The 19240-nt window shown below is 63.1% G+C and carries 18 protein-coding genes and 1 pseudogene; 9 read left to right on the top strand and 10 right to left on the bottom strand.

What is annotated here, in order from left to right; genetic code table 11:
• Positions 1-38: 38 nt before the first annotated feature.
• The gene (locus ACOQFP_RS22625; protein ID WP_421585595.1) at positions 39-932 is read left to right on the top strand and encodes a LysR substrate-binding domain-containing protein; all 894 of its coding nucleotides are present in this window, start codon (positions 39-41) and stop codon (positions 930-932) included.
• A 165-nt stretch (positions 933-1097) separates the two neighbouring features.
• On the opposite strand, the gene ACOQFP_RS22620 is transcribed toward ACOQFP_RS22625, so the two are convergent.
• The gene (locus ACOQFP_RS22620; protein ID WP_421585594.1) at positions 1098-3335 is read right to left on the bottom strand and encodes an NADP-dependent isocitrate dehydrogenase; all 2238 of its coding nucleotides are present in this window, start codon (positions 3333-3335) and stop codon (positions 1098-1100) included.
• Positions 3336-3575: 240 nt separating this feature from the next.
• Between ACOQFP_RS22620 and ACOQFP_RS22615 the strand changes: the two genes are divergently transcribed.
• From ACOQFP_RS22615 to ACOQFP_RS22605, 3 genes are all read left to right on the top strand, one after another.
• Complete coding sequence (locus ACOQFP_RS22615; RefSeq protein WP_341244818.1) at positions 3576-4952, top strand: NAD-dependent succinate-semialdehyde dehydrogenase; 1377 nt, start codon at positions 3576-3578, stop codon at positions 4950-4952.
• Positions 4953-5023: 71 nt separating this feature from the next.
• Positions 5024-5320, top strand: coding sequence for an antibiotic biosynthesis monooxygenase family protein (locus ACOQFP_RS22610; protein ID WP_421585593.1), 297 nt, complete (start codon positions 5024-5026; stop codon positions 5318-5320).
• Positions 5321-5367: 47 nt separating this feature from the next.
• Positions 5368-6231, top strand: a complete 864-nt coding sequence (locus ACOQFP_RS22605; protein WP_307830938.1) for an alpha/beta hydrolase — start codon at positions 5368-5370, stop codon at positions 6229-6231.
• Positions 6232-6296: 65 nt separating this feature from the next.
• Here the strand turns inward: ACOQFP_RS22605 and ACOQFP_RS22600 are convergent, their stop codons facing one another.
• From ACOQFP_RS22600 to ACOQFP_RS22575, 6 genes are all read right to left on the bottom strand, one after another.
• Entirely contained in the window at positions 6297-7655 is a 1359-nt protein-coding gene (locus tag ACOQFP_RS22600; protein ID WP_421585592.1) for an acetamidase/formamidase family protein, read from the bottom strand.
• Between the two features lie 94 nt (positions 7656-7749).
• Positions 7750-8352 carry a hypothetical protein gene (locus ACOQFP_RS22595; RefSeq protein WP_421585591.1) on the bottom strand — a complete coding sequence of 201 codons (603 nt, stop codon included), beginning with the start codon at positions 8350-8352 and terminating at the stop codon, positions 7750-7752.
• 41 nt (positions 8353-8393) lie between these two features.
• Complete coding sequence (locus ACOQFP_RS22590) at positions 8394-10082, bottom strand: ABC transporter family substrate-binding protein (RefSeq protein ID WP_421585590.1); 1689 nt, start codon at positions 10080-10082, stop codon at positions 8394-8396.
• A gap of 37 nt (positions 10083-10119) precedes the next feature.
• The gene (locus tag ACOQFP_RS22585) at positions 10120-12054 is read right to left on the bottom strand and encodes a dipeptide ABC transporter ATP-binding protein (RefSeq protein ID WP_421585589.1); all 1935 of its coding nucleotides are present in this window, start codon (positions 12052-12054) and stop codon (positions 10120-10122) included.
• The gene (locus ACOQFP_RS22580) at positions 12011-12931 is read right to left on the bottom strand and encodes an ABC transporter permease (RefSeq protein WP_206492876.1); all 921 of its coding nucleotides are present in this window, start codon (positions 12929-12931) and stop codon (positions 12011-12013) included. Before ACOQFP_RS22580 ends, ACOQFP_RS22585 begins: the two co-directional genes overlap by 44 nt.
• A gap of 33 nt (positions 12932-12964) precedes the next feature.
• Entirely contained in the window at positions 12965-13945 is a 981-nt protein-coding gene (locus tag ACOQFP_RS22575; protein WP_421585588.1) for an ABC transporter permease, read from the bottom strand.
• A gap of 320 nt (positions 13946-14265) precedes the next feature.
• Here ACOQFP_RS22575 and ACOQFP_RS22570 point away from each other — a divergent pair, with 320 nt between their 5' ends.
• Positions 14266-15240 carry a hypothetical protein gene (locus tag ACOQFP_RS22570; protein ID WP_421585587.1) on the top strand — a complete coding sequence of 325 codons (975 nt, stop codon included), beginning with the start codon at positions 14266-14268 and terminating at the stop codon, positions 15238-15240.
• Positions 15237-15899 carry a hypothetical protein gene (locus ACOQFP_RS22565; protein WP_206492879.1) on the top strand — a complete coding sequence of 221 codons (663 nt, stop codon included), beginning with the start codon at positions 15237-15239 and terminating at the stop codon, positions 15897-15899. Before ACOQFP_RS22570 ends, ACOQFP_RS22565 begins: the two co-directional genes overlap by 4 nt.
• On the opposite strand, the gene ACOQFP_RS22560 is transcribed toward ACOQFP_RS22565, so the two are convergent.
• Complete coding sequence (locus ACOQFP_RS22560) at positions 15832-17100, bottom strand: DUF4185 domain-containing protein (protein ID WP_421585586.1); 1269 nt, start codon at positions 17098-17100, stop codon at positions 15832-15834. The genes ACOQFP_RS22565 and ACOQFP_RS22560 overlap by 68 nt on opposite strands.
• 142 nt (positions 17101-17242) lie before the next feature.
• Entirely contained in the window at positions 17243-17656 is a 414-nt protein-coding gene (locus ACOQFP_RS22555; RefSeq protein ID WP_421585585.1) for a DUF6992 family protein, read from the bottom strand.
• A gap of 108 nt (positions 17657-17764) precedes the next feature.
• Here ACOQFP_RS22555 and ACOQFP_RS22550 point away from each other — a divergent pair, with 108 nt between their 5' ends.
• The gene (locus ACOQFP_RS22550) at positions 17765-18097 is read left to right on the top strand and encodes a hypothetical protein (RefSeq protein WP_421585584.1); all 333 of its coding nucleotides are present in this window, start codon (positions 17765-17767) and stop codon (positions 18095-18097) included.
• A gap of 20 nt (positions 18098-18117) precedes the next feature.
• Here ACOQFP_RS22550 and ACOQFP_RS22545 read toward each other — a convergent pair whose 3' ends face one another.
• Entirely contained in the window at positions 18118-18684 is a 567-nt protein-coding gene (locus ACOQFP_RS22545) for a peptide deformylase (protein ID WP_421585583.1), read from the bottom strand.
• On the opposite strand from ACOQFP_RS22545, the pseudogene ACOQFP_RS22540 reads away from it, so the two are divergent.
• Positions 18662-18835: pseudogene (locus ACOQFP_RS22540) on the top strand (DUF2256 domain-containing protein); the annotation flags it as partial. The gene ACOQFP_RS22545 and the pseudogene ACOQFP_RS22540 overlap by 23 nt on opposite strands.
• A gap of 15 nt (positions 18836-18850) precedes the next feature.
• Positions 18851-19102 (top strand): DUF3253 domain-containing protein, encoded by a 252-nt coding sequence (locus ACOQFP_RS22535; RefSeq protein WP_307830943.1) that lies wholly within the window; start codon positions 18851-18853, stop codon positions 19100-19102.
• The last annotated feature ends 138 nt before the right edge of the window (positions 19103-19240 follow it).

Below are 19240 nucleotides of genomic sequence, written 5' to 3'. Positions count from 1 at the left end.
ACGCAGTCCAACATCAGTTGGGCATAGATTCATGCACCGTGGGCATAAATCTGGGGATTGCACATCTACGAGCCGTCGTCGCACTGGCCGATCATGCGAGCTTCACCGCGGCGGCCGCGTGGCTGCAGGTCTCCCAACCGAACCTGAGCCGTACCGTCGCCGAGGCCGAGCGCCGTCTAGGCGTGCGACTGTTCGTGCGCACCACCCGCAGCGTCGACCTCACCGGCGATGGACACGAAGTGACGGCCTATGCCCGTCGGGTATTGCTCGAGTTCGATGACGGCCTCGAGCAGATCGGACGCTTCGTTTCGGGCGACCGAGGAACCGTCACGATCGCATGCCTGCCGTCGATCGCGGCGACCTTCCTCCCGCAGTACATCGTGAACTTCCGCAACAGCCATCCCGACGTCTCGGTACACATCAAGGACGGTCTGCGCGACGACGTGGTGGCGTCCGTCCGCGACGGCTCCGTGGATTTCGCAGTGGTGGCAGCCTCGGGTCGAGCGAACGACCTGATGCGCACGACAGTCAGCGCCGATGCGTTCGTCTGCGCGCTACCGTCGAATCACGCTCTGGCACAGCGCAAGAGCCTGGGGTGGTCCGACCTCGCCGACGAGCCCTTCATCGCATTCGGCCCTGAATCGAGCATCGCGTCGCACGTGCGACTGGCACTGGAAAACGCGGGAGTCGATGTCGGACCGTCGGTTCAGGCGCACAACGTAGCCGCCGTGGCGGGCCTGACCGCGGCGGGACTCGGCATCACCGTCGTCCCGGAATTGGTGGTGCCGATGATGTCGTTCGCGAACCTGGTATATCTGCCGATAGAGCCGACGATCCACCGCACCATCTCGGTCGTGCAATTGCCCGGGCGACGCCAGAGCGCTAGTTGTTCGGCCTTCCTCGACATCCTTGTGCCGCCCCCGAAAGGATGAATGGACCATTCACATACGTGTGAGCGCGTGAATGTCACACTGACCCCGACCGGGGCGGTCGGTGAACCCGAAAAGTGTTGCACCCCAATATGAGTGAATGGTCCATTCACAGCGTCTGGGCGCGTGAATGGACCATTCATCCCGTGGGGGGTGAGCCAGAGAAAACTACTGCTTCGCCGACTCCAGAGCCTCGTTGAAGGTCTTGGACGGACGCATCACCGCGGCGGTGGCGTCGTAGTCCGGGTAGTAGTAGCCACCGATGTCGACGGGGTTGCCTTGGACCTCGTTCATCTCCGCGACGATCTTCTCTTCGTTCTCCGACAGCGTCTTCGCGAGTGCTGCGAAGTGCTCGGCCAGCTCGGCGTCCTCGGTCTGCTCGGCGAGTTCCTTCGCCCAGTAGAGAGCGAGGTAGAACTGGCTGCCGCGGTTGTCGAGCTCACCGGTCGAGCGCGACGGGCCTTTGCTGTTCTCGAGCAGCTTGCCGGTGGCCGAATCGAGTGCGGTGGCGAGGATGGTCGCCTTGGCGTCGCCGGTCTTGGTTCCCAAGTCCTCGAGGCTGACTGCGAGGGCCAGGAACTCGCCCAGCGAATCCCAGCGGAGGTGGTTCTCTTCGATGAGCTGCTTGACGTGCTTGGGGGCCGAGCCACCCGCGCCGGTCTCGTAGAGTCCACCGCCTGCCATCAGCGGAACGATGGACAGCATCTTGGCGCTGGTGCCGAGTTCGAGAATCGGGAACAGGTCGGTGAGGTAGTCACGCAGGATGTTGCCGGTCGCGGAGATGGTGTCGAGTCCGCGAATGAGGCGTTCCATCGTGTATCGGATGGCACGCACCTGCGACATGATCTGGATGTCGAGGCCCTCGGTGTCGTGATCCTTCAGGTACTTGCGTACCTTGCCGATCAGCTCGTTCTCGTGCGGGCGGTACGGGTCCAGCCAGAAGACGACCGGCATTCCGGACTCACGGGTGCGTCGCACAGCCAGCGCAACCCAGTCGCGGATCGGCGCATCCTTGACGATGCACAGACGCCAGATATCGCCCTCTTCGACGTCCTGCGTCAGCAGAACCTCGCCCGTCGCCAGGTCGGTGATGTTCGCGACGCCGCCTGCGGGAACCTCGAAGGTCTTGTCGTGCGAGCCGTACTCCTCGGCCTTCTGCGCCATCAGCCCGACGTTGGGCACGGTGCCCATCGTGGTCGGATCGAACTGGCCGTTGGTCTTACAGAAGTTGATCATTTCCTGGTAGATGCGGAAGAACGTCGACTCGGGACTGACTGCCTTGGTGTCCTTCGGCCGGCCGTCCGCGCCCCACATCTTGCCGCCGCTGCGAATCATCGCAGGCATCGACGCGTCGACGATGACGTCACTGGGCGAGTGGAAGTTCGAGATGCCGCGCGCCGAGTCGACCATCGCGAGCTCCGGACGAGTCTCGTGGCACTTGTGCAGGTCGTCGATGATCTCTTCCCGCTGTGCGCTGGGGAGGGTCTCGATCTTGCTGTACAGATCCGACAGCCCGTTGTTGACGTTGACGCCCAGCTCCTCGAACAGGTCGCCATGCTTGGCGAACGCATCCTTGTAGAAGACCTTGACGGCGTGACCGAAGACGATGGGGTGCGATACTCGCATCATCGTGGCTTTGACGTGCAGGGAGAACATGATGCCCGTCTTGTAGGCGTCCTCCATCTGCTCTTCGTAGAACTCGATGAGCGCCTTCTTGCTCATGAACATGCTGTCGATGACGTCGCCGTCGGTGAGCGTCACCTTCTCCTTGAGGACGATGGTCTCGCCACCCTCGGTGAGCAGCTCCATCTTGATTTCGCGGTCGCCTTCGACGGTCATCGACTTCTCGCCGTGATAGAAGTCGCCGTGGCGCATGTGCGCGACGTGGGTACGCGACGCGGGAGACCACTCACCCATGCTGTGCGGGTGCTTGCGCGCGAATTCCTTGACCGCCTTGGGCGCGCGACGGTCCGAGTTCCCCTCACGCAGAACAGGATTGACCGCGCTGCCAAGGCACTTGGTGTATCGCTCGCGGATCTCGCGTTCCTCGTCGGTCTTCGGGTTGCCGGGGAAGTCGGGAATCGCGTAGCCCTTGTCCTGCAGTTCCTTGATGGCCGCGAGCAACTGCGGAACCGAAGCGCTGATGTTCGGCAGCTTGATGATGTTGGTCTCCGGCTGCTGCGTCAGCTTGCCCAGCTCCGCGAGGTTGTCCGTCACCCGCTGGTCTTCGGTGAGGTAATCCGGGAACTCGGCGAGGATGCGGTTCGCAACGGAGATGTCACTCGACTCGACGCTGATCTCGGCCGCGCTGGCGAAAGAACGTATGACCGGCAGAAACGCGTGAGTCGCCAGCATGGGCGCCTCGTCGGTCAGGGTGTAGATGATGGTCGGCTTCTTCGCTGTCATGTTTCGCCTTTGCCTCAGTTTCAACGTCGTCTTTTGGATGCGTCCATCCTCGACTTTAATCTTTGAACCCTGCGCTGTGCGTGCCAGTGGGGTATCACTCCTTCACCGCGCCCAAGTTACCGACCAGTAGGGCGCTCAAAGGATTTCGCTACCTGCGACTGCCGCTCTCCTGACCACCGTCGGAGCATCCGATTTGCCCGAATCGGAACAACAACCCCCTCCCCGACCGTTGAACCGAGCATGACAACCTACAAAACTGTCAATCCTGCCGACGGCACAACTGTCAAGGAATTCGAGACCCTCGACGCAGCCGGAGTCGAGCGCGCGCTGACCGACGCACACGCCGGATTTCAGACCTGGCGCAAGACCTCCCCCGAGCACCGCGCCGAGATCCTGCACAAAGTAGCCGACCTCTACACCGAGCGGTCGGACGAATTGGCCCGAAGCATCTCCCTCGAAATGGGTAAGCCACTCACCGAGTCCCAGGGCGAGGTGGAGCTGTCTTCGAGCATCTACCGCTACTACGCCGACAACGGACCCACGCTGCTCGAAGACGAGAAGCTCGACGTCCCAGGCGCGGAAGAGTCTGTGCTGCAGCGTAAGCCGGTGGGCGCACTGGTCGGCGTCATGCCGTGGAACTTTCCGTACTACCAGGTGGCCCGGTTCGCCGGCCCGAACCTGATGGTGGGCAACACCATCCTGCTCAAGCACGCACCCAATTGCCCGCAGTCGGCTCTGCTGATGGAGGAGATCTTCCAGCAAGCCGGACTCCCCCAGGACGCGTACATCAACATCTTCGCCACCAACGAGCAGATCGCGGACATGATCGCCGACCCACGCGTTCAAGGCGTCTCGCTCACCGGCAGCGAGCGGGCCGGGACCTCCGTCGCCGAGACCGCCGGACGCAATCTCAAGAAGGTGGTCCTCGAACTCGGCGGATCGGACGTGTTCATCCTGCTCGACTCCGACGACATGGACGCCACCGTCGAATCCGCGACCCGAGCGCGGCTCTCCAACGCAGGTCAAGCCTGTAACGCCGCCAAGCGCATCCTCGTCGCCGAGGACATCTACGACGAGTTCGTCACCAAACTCACCGCCTCGTTCGAGGCCGTGCAGACAGGCGATCCGTTGGACGCCAAAACCACCCTCGGCCCACTGTCTTCCCAGACCGCCGCCGATACGCTGATCGAGCAGATCGACGACGCCGTCGCCAAGGGCGCAACAGTGCTGACCGGTGGCAAGAAGATCGACGGACCGGGTGCCTACGTGCAACCGACGCTGCTGACGGATGTCACCCCGGACATGCGGGCGTACAGCGAAGAGCTGTTCGGGCCGGCCGGCGTGATCTACAAGGTCGAAAGCCCGCAGCAGGCAATCGAATTGGCCAATTCCTCCCCGTACGGCCTGAGCGGCTCGGTGTGGAGCGCCGACCTCGACAAGGCCCGTGACGTGGCAGAGCAGCTCGAGGTGGGCATGGCCTTCGTCAACGAGCATGGCACCACGCTGCCCGGCCTGCCCTTCGGAGGCGTCAAGCGCTCCGGCGTCGGGCGTGAGCTGGGACCGTGGGGCATGGACGAGTTCGTGAACAAGAAACTGGTGCGAGTCTCCGCGAAGTAACCACCTCTCCCTACAGCTCCCCGGGCATGGTGTCCGAGGAGCTGTAGGGGGCTTGTTGTCATACTGTTCCGGTGATAGTCGAACACGCCCTACTGCAGGTCATTCCCCACCGAACCGACGAGTTCGAAGCCGCCTTCGCCAACGCTGAATCGATCATCTCCTCGATGCCGGGGTTCGTGAACCTGACCCTCTCGCGTGGCATCGAACAGCCGAGTACTTATCTTCTCTTGGTGGAGTGGGAGCGCCTCGAAGACCACACAGAGGGCTTCAGGCAGTCCGACGCGTACCGGGAGTGGAAGTCTGTGTTGCATCATTTCTGCGAGCCGTTCCCCGTCGTCTCGCATTTCGACCCGATAGAGGACGCGTAGGAGATAGGTTCGAGTCTCGTTCCCATCGCCGTTTCGAGGAGTCACCCGTGGCCAACGCATCGTCGTTCGTATCCAAGCAGGACGACATCGAGATCAGTACCTACACGTGGGCGACGTCCGCCGACCCGGTCCGGGGCGTCGTGCAGATCGCGCACGGACTCGCCGAGCACGGCAGCCGGTACGCCCGATTCGCCGCCGCATTGAACGACGCGGGGTTCCATGCCGTCGCGTCCGATCACCGCGGCCACGGCCAGTCGATCGTCCAGACTCCGGGCGACTTCGGTGCCGCGGACTTTGCCGGATTGTGGGCCGACATCGAGCAGCTCGGGGAATCGCTGCTCGACGAGTACCCGGATCTACCGTTGTTCTTGTTTGCACATTCGATGGGATCGTTTGCCGCGCAGCATGTTCTGATCGAACGATCGGACCTGTACGAGGGCGTGGTGCTCTCGGGTTCGACCACACTCAGTGTCCTCGCCGCGGGAATGGCCGACGCCCCCGCGGGAGATCTGAGCGTGTTCAATGCCGCCTTCGAGCACCGCACCGGATACGAGTGGCTCTCGCGCGACGAGGACGAGGTCGACGCGTATGTCGCAGATCCACTGTGCGGGTTCGACCTCCCCGAGTCGACGGTTCCTGCGCTGTTCGGCGAGGCCGACAAGCTTGCCGATCCGCACAATCTCGAGCAGATCCGTTCCGACCTCCCGTTGCTGATCACCTCGGGAACCGACGACCCGCTCGCGGGCGGCGGACAGTTGATCGAAACCCTCGCGTCCCGGTACCGCGAGGCCGGCATGAGCGATGTGACCGTCACCCTCTACCCCGGTGCCCGCCACGAGATCCTCAACGAGACCAACCGCGACGAGGTCACCGCCGACATCATCGGCTGGCTCACCGACCGCGCGGGGTAGACGATCGAGATCGCCCGAGCAAGCCTCGGTACGTCACTACCGTTGCCCACCGAGAGCGGGGTGAACTACCGATCGAAATGCGTCTTCGATATCTGGGCGTGCACGCCGACTGTCTTGTCGACCACCTGCGAGACACTGAAGTTCGCGGCGGCGGAGAGGTAGGCGTACGCCGTCGCACGGTCCATTCCGAGATCGTTCTCGAGGAAGTCGAGCGCGTTGACCACGGCACGTCGCATGGCCGCGTTCAGGTCCGAACTCTGACCGTCGACGGCACCGTCCGGATCCGACAAGCCGATCGGGATCCAGGAATCCGCGTTCTCGGCGAAGGGATACGAATAGGCCACGGACGGGGCATCACCACTGCCGGCCTTGCAGACCGTGAGACGGAAGGTGCCGCGCAACGAGCCCTCCATCGCGGTGAGCGCTACCTCGCCGTCGCCCATGGCCATGTGCGGATCACCGACGTAGAACAACGCACCCTCTGCGAACACCGGGAGGTAGAAGGTGGAGCCGACACCCAACAGTCCGATGTCGATATTGCCGCCGCCGAGGGTCGGCGGAACCGAGTTGGCGTTCGGTGACGTCAGGCCCGGTTCGTCCGCGAACGCTACACCCATCATGCCCATGAACGGACGGAGCGGAAAACGTACGGCTGCATCCCCGTACTGCATCACACCCTGCCCGTCCTCGACTGCGGTGAACGTGGAGACATTGCCGTATTGCGTCGGGTCACCGGACTTTCTGCCATCGCTCCCGATCGGCGGCATCACCTCGGACAGGTCGATGCCCGCGGGCGCTTCACCCGACGCCGTCACCGCGAGAGCACCCTTGCCGTGTCTACTCGACACCACTCCGTACGGCACGCGCGGTATCGCTTCGAGCGTCTCGATCTTCAGCACGTCGCCGCGCTGCGCACCCTCGACGAATACCGGCCCCGTCACCACGTGCGGGCCATCCACGTCGAAGTTACGGACGGTCCGGTCGTATCCGCCTGCGATGTCGATGGCATCGCGCAGCACATCGGATTCCGACACGCCCTTGCTGCCGAAGAACTCGACCGGATCACGGCCCTGGTCTTCGAGAATTCCCTCGTGGCTGAGCGCGTCGATGGTCACCGTCTCGCCGGACTTCATCTGCATTACCGATTGAGACTCGACCGTCGGCACATACCCCCACAGCACCTGGTCGACCTCCGAGCTCAGGTAGTGGTCGCCGGAGATATCTCCCGCGCCGGGCTGCAAGATGCCGGTAGCTGTCGGTGCGGACGAACTCGACGCGGCCGTACTCGATGAGGAGGTCGAACATGCTGCCGTACCGGCAATTCCGACTCCCGCGCCGAGGGCCGCCACAGCCTGGATGAATCCTCGACGACCGATCCCCTTGGTGATCGTCTCCGCTGCATGCTCCGCCATCGACTTCGCCATGATGCCTCCTGAATTGTCCGAATCCCGAACGTAGAGGAGGTGTGTTTCTCGGCAGTTACGATCATGCGTCGGACGAATTGCTCAGCAGCGCAGCTCAGCTCGGGTCGCTGCCACCGATCGCCGACCACCAGATCGCAGTAACAGCAGCCAGCACGGAAACTGCCGAGAACTCGGCGAAACCGCCGCCGTCGACGACGAGCCACAACAAGCCGATGAACGGTCCCGCCACCGCGGCGGGGGCGTCGAGCACGACTCGGCGGCGCAGCGAACCGAACCGGTCACTGCGGGTACGCAAATCGGACTCGTTCAATCGCGGGGCGTCGAGCGGAGCGCCGAGAGGGAGCGACGCCCGGCGAGGACCCGACGGAACCGCGAGAATCCCGGGCTCGATCATGAACGCACGACGCCCGAGGATCGACCTACTCATGCGGGCATGTGCATCGGGGACGATCGCCAACAGGCCGGTGTGGAAGTAGACGGGATACCACGCCCGCGAACCGTTCTCGCGGACCTCGAGGTAGCCGCGAGAGCGCATACGGTGTTGAAACCGCACCCGCCGTACGGTGGTCGAGCTGACCATGAACCGCCCGGCCAGCAGCGCGCACGCCACCGACCAACCCGTCCGGACCAGAACGACGAGCACAACGAACACACTCAACGGCGCGATGACGACAACGGTCGATGCCGCGACAATCACAGTGATTGCCGCGGCACCGACCGGATATGCCAGCCCGCTTCTTATTTCAGGAACCCGACCTTCGACATATCGAGATCGCCGAATCCTGGAGCGCCGAAGTTCGCGAGATTCGACTTCGTCGCGTAGGTGAACGGACGCTGGAACAGTGTCAAGCTGTGGCCCTCGGCCCAGATCGCCTTGTCCGCCTCGTTGTAGTCGGCGATACGCGCATCGTCGTCGAGTTCGGCCGCAGCGGTATCGAGCAAACCATTGATCTCCTCGGACCCGATCTGCCCGTAGTTCTGCAGCGTGCTCCCAGGTGTCAGCCGGAAGATACCGTCACTGCTGGAGGTGAACGGCGTTCCCTCCCAGGTGAAGTGAGTGACGTCGAAAGCACCGACCAGGATGTACTTCTCGAAGAAGTCGTCCGCAGGCACGGCGTCGATGATCAGATTGGCACCGACAGCCTTGAGGTTCTGCTGAATGATCTGCGCTTCCTGCGTCGCATTGGGTGTATCGGCAGGAATGATGTCGTGCAGATCGAGCTGTTGGCCGTCCTTGGAACGGAACTCCCCGTTCATCGTCCAGCCTGCTGCGTCGAGCTCGGACTTCGCCTTCTCCGGGTCGAAGGTGATGTCGCCGTTGTTGGCCTGGTAGCCCTTCTGCCCGTCGACGAAGATGTGATTGTTCAGCACCGCTGGGTTCGAGGTGATCTGGCCGAGCTGCGAGGTAGCCAGGTAGTCACGATCGATCGCTTTCATCAAGGCGACCCGAACGGCCTTGTCCGAGGTGATGCGACCGGGTGCCCCGTTGAAGTCGAAGTGGCGGTATTGCGACCCGAGGCTCTGCCGCAGGTCGACGTTCGGGATGCCGCGCGCAACCTTGAACGCGTCTGCATTGCTGCCCAATTCGTAGTAATCGATCTCGCCGCTCTGCAGCGCGCCGATGGCTGCGGTCGAATCGAGCGGCAGATACGTGATGGTGTCGAGCACCGCGAGATTCTCACCCCACCAGTCCGGGTTTCGCTCGGCGACGATGCGCTTGCCACCGGGTTCGATGGTCCTGATCCGGAACGGGCCCGCAGTGGGCGGCATGGACGTGACGAAACCGGTGTTGAACGCCTCCACGCTGTTCATGGACTCCGCCGGCATCAGCGGCGTGAACAGCGAACGCCAGTCACCGAACTTCTCGGCGAACGTGACGATCACCTGCTGATCGTTGTCACCGCGGACCACAGACTCGACCTTGTCGTAACCTGCCGTGGACGAGGCCTCGTAGGCCGGGTCCTTGCCATTGTTGGCCGTCCACTGAGCCACCAGATCGGTGTAATCGAGCGGTCGGCCGTTGCTCCACTTGGCCTTCGGGTTGATGTCGTAGGTGATGACCTGCTTGCCGTCGACCTCCGCCTCGGTGATATCGGTGAAGAAGTCCGACGCCACCGTCAGGCTCGCGTCGGCGGCGGCCTTGAACGCCGTCGGCATCAGTGCCGCGTAAATTCTCGCCGTACCGACGTTGGTCCCGTCTATTTGGTAGTAGTTGTAGTTGGCGACGACCTGCGAGAGCGGGAAGTTCATGTTCCCGCCCTGCTGCAGATCGCTGATGGGATGCGGGTTGATCTGCTCGCCGCTGTCGAAAGACGCAGGCGCGTCGGGGTTGGGCCCGGAGTCGCCGGAGCTGCACCCCGCCACCAGACCCACGGTGGTCACGGCCATCGCGATCGGGACCAGTGCCCGAAATAGCTTGACTCTCATCAGTTCACCTTTCTCAGTGTGCACGTAACCTGCAGGGTCAGATCGCGTCGGCCAGTTTCGCGGCCTCGGCGATTCGGGCGCGTTGGAGCACCGGATCGGGAATGGGGATGGCTTTGAGCAGAGCCCGCGTATACGGGTGCTTCGGCGCGTCGAAGACCTGCGCCGTCGGGCCTTTCTCCACGAACGCGCCGTTGCGCATCACCGCGACCTCGTCGGCGAGATGCCGCACCACCGACAGATCGTGGGAGACGAACAGATACGCCAGCCCCAACTCGTCCTGCAGATCCTGCAGCAGGTTCAGCACGCCCGCCTGGATCGACACATCCAGCGCCGATACCGGCTCGTCGAGCACCAGGATCGACGGCTCCAGCGCCAAAGCTCGTGCTATGCCGACGCGTTGACGCTGGCCGCCGGAGAACTGAGTGGGATACCGGTCCGCGAGTTCAGGACGCATCCCGACGATGTCCATGAGTTCGCGCACGCGGCGGGTGCGCTCGTCGACTCCGACGCCGTTGATCTTGAGCGGCTCGGCGATGATCTCGCCCACCGGCATACGCGGATCGAGCGAGCCCATCGGGTCCTGGAACACGATCTGAATGTGCGCCCGCAGTTTTCGTTGGTCGCTGCGGCTCAGACTGTAGGGCTCGACGCCGTTGATCTCGATCGAACCCTGCTGCGGTTTCACGAATTCCATGATCTCGAGCAGCGTCGTCGACTTTCCGCAGCCGGACTCACCGACGATCGCCAATGTGGACCCGGCGTGGACGTCGAAGCTGATCCCCTGTACCGCAGCGACTTCGCCGGCTCGGCGGCGCAACACCGATCCTTTGAACATCGGGTAACTCTTGTGCAGACCTTTCACCGACAGCACCGGGGCGTCCTTCGATACCGTCGCCGCCTGTTCTGCCGGAGCAGACCCCTCAGACCCCTCGAACTCCTCCTCCACCGACTCTGCCGTGGCCGCATCGACGCGAATGCACGCAGCTCTGTGGTTCGGCGCGACCTCGACCAACGGTGGCTCCCCCGCATCACAGGCGTCGATGTGCAACGGGCATCGAGGCCCGAACGGGCAGCCCGTCGGGAGGTTCACCAGGGCAGGCGGAGTTCCCTCGATCGGGACGAGCCGTTCCTGCGCCGGACGATCCGGGCGCGGGACGGACCCGAGCAAGCCGACGGTGTACGGCATCGACGGATGCTCGTACAACCGGTCCACCGGCGCGGTCTCGACTGCGCGACCGGCATACATCACCATCGCTCGATCAGCAACGCCGGCAACGACTCCCAGGTCGTGCGTGATGAACACGACGCCGGCCCCGGTCACATCGCGAGCGGTACGGAGAAGATCGAGGATCTGGGCCTGAATCGTCACGTCCAGAGCTGTCGTCGGCTCGTCGGCGATGATGAGGTCCGGGTCGTTGGCAATGGCCATTGCGATGACGACGCGTTGACGCATGCCGCCGGAGAACTCGTGCGGATATGACCGCGCCCGGGTCGCCGGGTCGGAGATGCCGACCAGATCGAGCAACTCGAGGGTGCGTTCGTGGACCTTCGCCTTGGTCAACGAACGATTGTGCACCGAGATCGCCTCGGCTATCTGATCGCCGATGCGGTAGATGGGTGTCAGCGCGGTCAACGGATCCTGCGAGATCATCGCCACCGAACGCCCACGTTCCCGGGACATCTCGCGATCGGAGAGTCCGAGCAGTTGACGGCCGTTCAGCTCGATGGACCCGGTGACCCGCGCGGTCTCCGGAAGCAGCCCCATGACGGCGAGAGACGAGACCGACTTGCCCGAACCGGACTCACCGACGATGGCCATCACCTCGCCCTTGTCGACCTGGTAGTCCAGGCCACGGACCGCCGTGATGCGTCCTTCCTCACTGGGGAAGCTGACCTCGAGTCCGCTGACCTTCAACACCGGCACCGCCTCAGCCACGTGCCTGTCCCCTCGTAGAGTTCGGATCGAATGCATCGCGCAGGCCGTCGCCGACGAAGTTGGTCGCCAGCACGATCAAAACCAATGCGCCACAACAGAACGCGAACAGCCACGGATAGGTCAACGCGGACGAGGTTCCGTCGGCAATCAATGTCCCGAGCGAGACGTCGGGTCGCTGGACGCCAAAACCGAAGTAACTCAGGGACGCCTCACCGATGATGGCGATACCCACGTTGAGCGTCACGTCGACGATCAGAATCGAGGCCATCGACGGCATCACGTGCTTGCCGATGACGCTGCCGGGTGTCGCGCCCATGTACTTTGCAGCACGGATGAATTCGCGCTCACGAAGGGACCTCGTCATCGCCCGGATGATGCGGGAGGTGATCATCCACGCGAAGGCCGCGAGCAGCAGGACCAGAATGAAGAAGCTCTTACCGCGAAACAGCGGCGAGCAGATGGCGATGACCAGAAAGCTGGGTACGACGAGCAGAACATCGGCCACCCACATCAGCACCCGATCAGGCCAACCGCCGAAGTATCCGGCGACCGCGCCGACGACACCGGCGAGCACCGTGGAGATGACAGCGACAAGCATGCCGATGATCAACGACTTCTGCAGACCACGCAATGTCTGAGCCAGAACGTCCTGGCCGATCTGGTTGGTGCCGAACCAGTGCCGCGTCGTCGGCGGCGAGTTCAGTGCGTATGCGTCGAGCTCCTCGTAGGAGTAGGGGATGAAATGCGGAAGCACGAACGCCCCCACGAACATCGCGATCAACACCACCACGCCGACCAGAGCCGCCCTGTTGCGCAGGAACCGGCGCAATACCAATCGCCGTCGGGTGATCGGCGCCGACGTTGCAGTCGGGCCTTCCACCGCAGCGATATCGGGAACCACAGGTGTCGCCATCGGAAGATCCTTTCCTTCGTCGAAGTGGTGGATTCAGTCCGCGTAGCGAACGCGCGGATCCAATGCGGCCGTGAGTATGTCGGTCAACATCCCGGAAACGAGGACCGAGAGCGCGGTGAACAACGACACTGCGAGCGTGATGTTGATGTCCTGGCTGGTGATGCCGTAGATCAACCAGTCACCCATGCCGTACCACCCGAACACGCGCTCGGTGAACGTCGCGCCGGTGATCACCGCGCCCATACCGAAGGCGAACAACGTCGCCATCGGGATCAGCGCAGTACGGAAGCCGTGCTTGAAGATCGCACGGCCACGGGTGAGACCTTTTCCGCGAGCGGTGCGGATGTAGTCCATGTTCAGCTCGTCCAACATGGAGCTGCGCATGTAGCGGCTGTAACCGCCGATCGTGAACAACATCAGCACGATGGTCGGCAGCAACAGGTGCTGCGCTCGATCGACGATCTCGTTCATCAGACCTGGCGCGAGCGTTGTGGACGTCTCGCCGGTGTACTGGAAGAACTGACTGCCGGTGCTCTGATTGACCTGCACGGCCAGGTATTTGAGTACCGGAGCAAGGACGAGGATCGGTGTGCTGATGAGGATGAACGTCACGACAGTGGCGACATGGTCGAAGATCTTGTACTGCCGAACGGCACCGTACGCACCCACGAGCGTCCCCAGCACCGCGCCGAGGACCGTACCGAGCACCACCAACCGTAGCGAGACGAGAATGCGACGCCACAGCTCGTCGTTGACCGAACCAGCAGCGATCGTCTGGCCGAAATCACCGTGCAGCACCGCCCACAGCCACTTCAGGTAGCGCAATACCGGGTTGTCGTCGAGATGCAGGGCCGCACGCTTGGCGGCGAGAACCGCGTCCGATGGGGGTGGATTACGGCTGAGCAGATTGGACAGTGGATCGAAGGTGAGCGACGCCAGGAGATAGGTCAGAAACGTCGCGATGAGCAGCAGTACGACGTAGTTGAGCAACCTCCGCGCAAGATAACCGCCCACACGCAACCACCTTCCATCGAGCACCACAGCCGTGCCCGCTGGCACCACTCTCGGTATCTTTCACACCGCGTGTTTCGTGTTTGTTTCATTAGCGGTGGAAACAGACATTCCACAAGATAGCAAAGCCGATTCGTCGTTTGTTCACGTTGCCGAAACTGACACCGCGACGTCGCACAACCCGGAACCCCGGGCGGCAGAACGACTCTGAACGGCCGAAACCCAAGGTTCACCTAACTCGTCTGCCCGAGGAACGAATACCCGACAATGCGGACACGACGCAAGAATAGGCGCAGCGTACTCACCTCGGTAGATTCACGACCATGACGACAGCCTCCACTCCCGACGGGTTCACCTTCGAGCGGTTCGACGTCACCGACGCCGGATCCATATCCACGATCTTCGCCGCCGAAGAGCACCGGTCCGGCCTGTACGTACTGCACTTCGCGAACAACGAGGCCTCCGTCGGATACTCCGATTCCGTCGCCGCACAATTCAGTGCCGACCTGCACATCTGGCCCGACATCGAGGCCATCGACTTCGCTCCGGGTACCGTCGAGGATCTGTCGACACTGACGGCCATCGTCTCGAAACTGGCTCCGCTCCGTCCACGCCCCTCGACGTCCGCAACGGTCGCTGATGCGCCGGGGGCGAAATCCGCACTCCCGAAGGAACGAGCCAAGCGCGCGACGCTCCAGGACGCGGCCGTCGGGCAGCGTCGCCGACAGTTCTGGGAACTGTCCGACCACATCGCCTACCCAGCCATCCGCAGCATCGTCGCCGACTACATCAACTCCTCGATCCCCGACCCCGCCAACACGGCGAAATACCTGTGGCAGGTGACGGCACTGTCCGATCAGACCGAACTGTCCGATCAGCCCGAAACCCCGGGGACCCGGCGCTTGGTGACGCTGACCTGCGGTGGTTTCGAGACGCTTCGGGTCGACGAGATCATGCACGACGACGATGCGATCGAACTCGACCTACGGATCAACACGAACGTTCCGCGCGACCGAACGGACGAACAGCTGGAGGTCTCCAACGAGACCGTGAGCGCAGGACGCGGACCATATCGGGAAGAGAGGGTGTGGTCCTGGTCGATCGACCTCGGGGCGCTGCTCGAGGAAGACGTGGACGTCGACTTGGGGATCGACGACGACACCTTCGACGACCTCGCCTACGGCCTCAATGCCCGGCTGATGCGCTCCGGGCGGTCGACGGCCGCGGCGACACACAACAACGATCTCGCTGCCGATCTGCTCGCCGAGGCGTACCGGCAACTGTTCGAGACCGAATGACGGAGCAAGTCTGGTACTTCTCGTACGGGTCGAATCTGCTGCGCGAGAGATTTCTTGCGTACCTGACAGGTTCCGACGAGAACTCCGAGTTCGGTGCGCACCCACCGGCACCCTCAGCGGCAATGCCGGCGGACGAGCGTTGGCTGTGGATCGATCACCCGCTGTACTTCGCTGGCGTCTCGCGGCGCTGGGCCGGTTCACCGGCCTTCGTGTCGTTGACGTCCGATTCTGCGAACAGGTCTCTGGCGCACGGTTATCTGATCGATCGGGTCCAGTTCTCCCATCTGGCCGCCGTCGAGAACGTCGTCGAGTCCATCGATGTGACAGTGCCGCCGACTCTCGCAATCGGGCAGTGGTTGCACCTCACAGTGGATCGCAAGGGCGAGAGCTTCCGCGGGAAATACGATGCACTACTGCGACTTCCGGACATCGACGCAGTGCCGGCCTTCACGCTGACCAGTTCGATCCAGCGGGAACCCGGCGAACCGTCGAGCAGATATCTCGCGACGATTCGGCGCGGATTGCACTGCGCACCCATAGATCTGGACGTCGAGAACTACCTGAACGCAGCCATCGCGCGATCTGCGGAGCTCACTTCAACGCGTCGAGGTTCGTCTTCAGCAGCAGCACGTTGTAGTCCGACCACCGAGAAGCGGTGAAGTACAGGTCTTTTCCGCTCGACATCGGATGAATGAACGGTGCGTAGATGCCGCCGGCCGTCTGATTGGCGTCGAGGATGGTCTTCGGTGCGCTCCACGGCCCCTCTGGATTCTCGGCAGTACGTGCGACCAACGTGCGCGAGCGCTCGTCGCCGTACATCATCACGTAACGACCCAGGTAGTCGTTCCACGCCACCGACATCTCGCTGACCGGCCCCTTGACGACAGCGACGGTGTCGCCGATGTTCGTCGACCACTGCTTTGCCGGATCCGGATCCTGCGTCGAGTACTCGTATTGGGTGAGATCCTCGATCGCCGACGGTGCCACCCGGGAGACGAACGCATCACCGAATCGTCCGTTGGGAGTACCGAACTGGTAGAGGTACCTGCCATCTCGGCCGAGTACGTACGCACTCTGCTGAAACTTTCCCTGACTTTCGTGGACGTTGACGAAGCCGGGGATGGTGACACCCTTGTTGACGCGGATGGTCTTGGGGTCCGTCGTCCAATTCTGGCCGTTGTCCGTGGATTTGGCGGTCGCGGAGTAGTTGGTGATCCAGTTTCCGGGCGTTCCCCAACTCTGTACCGACATGTAGTTGATGTATTGGGTTCCGCCGATCGCGATGGCGGCGGTGGGAATCGTCGTGTCCTCGACGCTCGGAAGCTTTGCACTCGAGATGATCTCGGCGGCATAGCGTGGGTTGTTCGCCCTGACCACAGCACCGGAGGTGGTGGAGGCGGGATCGGCAGGACCGATCTCGATGCCCTGCGCCAGGTTCGTCGAGGCCTTGTCCGACCGGAAGAGTGCGTTGCTGCGCCACTGTGCGTTGCCGGAGGAGCAATCGCCGAACGTGTCACCGAACGCCATCAAGATCTGACCGGACCCGTTGTCCCAGGTGATGCCGAGATCGGTGCCGGAGATCGCCAGATCGTTGTAGGTGTTGTTCACGCTGAGCGGGCCGGTGACCCAGGCGATGCTCTGGGTGTTGCCGGTGATCCGTGGCAGTGGCCCCTGCGGGCCCTGCGGGTTCTTACCCGACATCCCTGCGCTGCCGGACGATCCGAACAGGGGCGACGAGCCCGGTCCGCCGAGACCGCCACACGGTTCCGCCGAGACAGTCGGCGCGGTCAGAGCGCTGAGCCCGCTCACCGCCAGTGCCAGTACAGCCCCGGCAGCGATCTGCCGACTACGTACACGCATGGACGAACCCACCGTTTCCCGTGTGACCCACGATACTGATGTGACTGATGGGACGAGTGTTACGTAAATCGACCTGTCGCGCAACAAATGAGGCGTGTCGGTGCTTGACAAATTGCCAACGGCGAGAATGACACTCGTGTGATTAGCCGCCGATCATCCGGGCATGCGTGGTGTCCAGCCCAAGGAGCGCAGCCCCCTGCACGACAACGGCCGCGCCGTGGCCCAGCGCCTGGTCAGCGGTGATCCTGCCACCGAACCTTGGCTTCCGGACGGCGACATGTGCACCGGCCGCAATGTAGAGGACGTCGAGACCGGCATTGATCCACAGCAGCCGGCGCAAGCTCGCTGCCGTCGGAGGCTTCGAACTCAGCGCACCTACACCCGCGATCGCCAGATCGATCGCGCCCCACCCGGCCGTCTGCAGACCGAACGCTCGACGCGCCGGCGACGAGTCGCACGACGCCAACACCGTTCCGGCGAGCACACTTCCGGCGCCCCAGGCGGAGAGGCGACGGCCGAGCCGCTGAGCGACGAGGGGAGCTTCGATTGCTGTCATGGTTGCCAGTGTGCCGTGTTCCGCGGCGGAGGCGGTCCGTAACGCGCGGGCGCTTGCAGTCGATCCAGTGCGGACCGAGTATTCGTGCTCGAAACGAACGGAGCCACCATGCTGAAGAAGATTCTCGCCACAGCGGCACTGACAATCGGCGGCGCATTGCTCTTGGCTCCTACGGCGTCGGCTGCACCCGAGGACAACCCGTTCGGGCCGCAGGACTGGACCGATCACTTCGTGAGCGCCTTCGATCCCGCGGCGTACAGCAGCGCGAGCGACAGGTCATTGATCATCAGTCCGTTCGGCACCAGCCAGCAGATCGACTGCTCGTCATTCCACGCGCGTACCTGGTGCACCCAGAACGGTCGCGGCTTGACCCAGATACGGATCCCAACCGGGTCCTCGGAGTGGGACTACCGGACGCTCTTCGTCTACAACCCGTTCTGACGGCGACGGAGCCGAATCGCTCACCAACCGAACGGGTTGGAGTCGGATCCGGGTAGCCAACTGTTCCCCGGCCCCGTCCACCCCCTGGCTTTGATCATCTTCTTCGCAGCTCGCTGATTGCGGCCGATCAGACGATCGAGATACAGGTGACCGGCCAGATGGTCGCACTCGTGCTGCAGACACCGAGCCAGATAGCCGGTGCCCTCGACGGACACCGAATTGCCCTCCACATCGACGCCGGTGACCCGTGCCCAGTCCGCGCGCCCGGTCGGATACCGCTCCCCCGGAACCGACAGACATCCCTCACTGTCCTCGGGGTCGGGCATCGTCTCCGGAATCTCCGACGTCTCGAGCGCAGGATTCACCACGTGCCCGCGATGACGGACACCTCGGTCGCGCAGGTCGTAGACGAAGACCGCGCGCGGGTCGCCGACCTGGTTCGCGGCAAGGCCTGCTCCGTGCGCTGCTGTGTTGGTCTCGAACAGGTCCTCGACGAACTTCGCCAGTTCTTCATCGAACTCGGTGACGGGAGCAGCGACGGTCGCCAACCTGGGATCGCCGGCAATGAGGATGGGTCGAATCGCCATGCGAGAAGGTTACTGTCGAAGCATGGCCCATTCCCGTCGCACCACCGCCGCGCACCCCGCGGACAAGGTCTGTGCATCGTGCGGGCGGAAGATCGAATGGCGCAAGAAGTGGGAGAAGAACTGGGATGACGTCAGATACTGCAGCGACGCATGCCGTCGGCACAAGGTGAGCGGCACCGACACGGAGTTGGAAGACAAAATCAGATCTTTGCTCGACGCCCGATCCCGCGATGCGACGATCTGCCCCTCCGACGTTGCCCGAGCTTTGTCCGACGACGGGTGGCGGGAGTTGATGGAGCCGGTCCGCCGCGCTGCGCGCCGCATGGTCGACGCAGGTGAAGTCGAGATCACCCAGAAGGGATCCGTCGTCGACCCCTCCACCGCGAAGGGGCCCATCCGTATTCGATGGAAGCGCTGACCAGCACCGCCGGAATGTGTCGGTGGGTGGGTATAGCTTGTGCGGTGTGAAGGCATGGGGGGATGTGTTCGAGCTCGCGGACCAGGAGTTGGTCTCCGAGCTCGCTGCCGTGACTTCCGACGAAAATGTTCTTGCTGC

It is taken from the genome of Rhodococcus sp. MALMAid1271 (assembly GCF_049195265.1).
Taxonomy (GTDB): Bacteria; Actinomycetota; Actinomycetes; order Mycobacteriales; family Mycobacteriaceae; genus Rhodococcoides.
The sequence above is the reverse complement of the archived record's forward strand: the minus strand, read 5'-3'. Positions and strand labels throughout refer to the sequence as shown.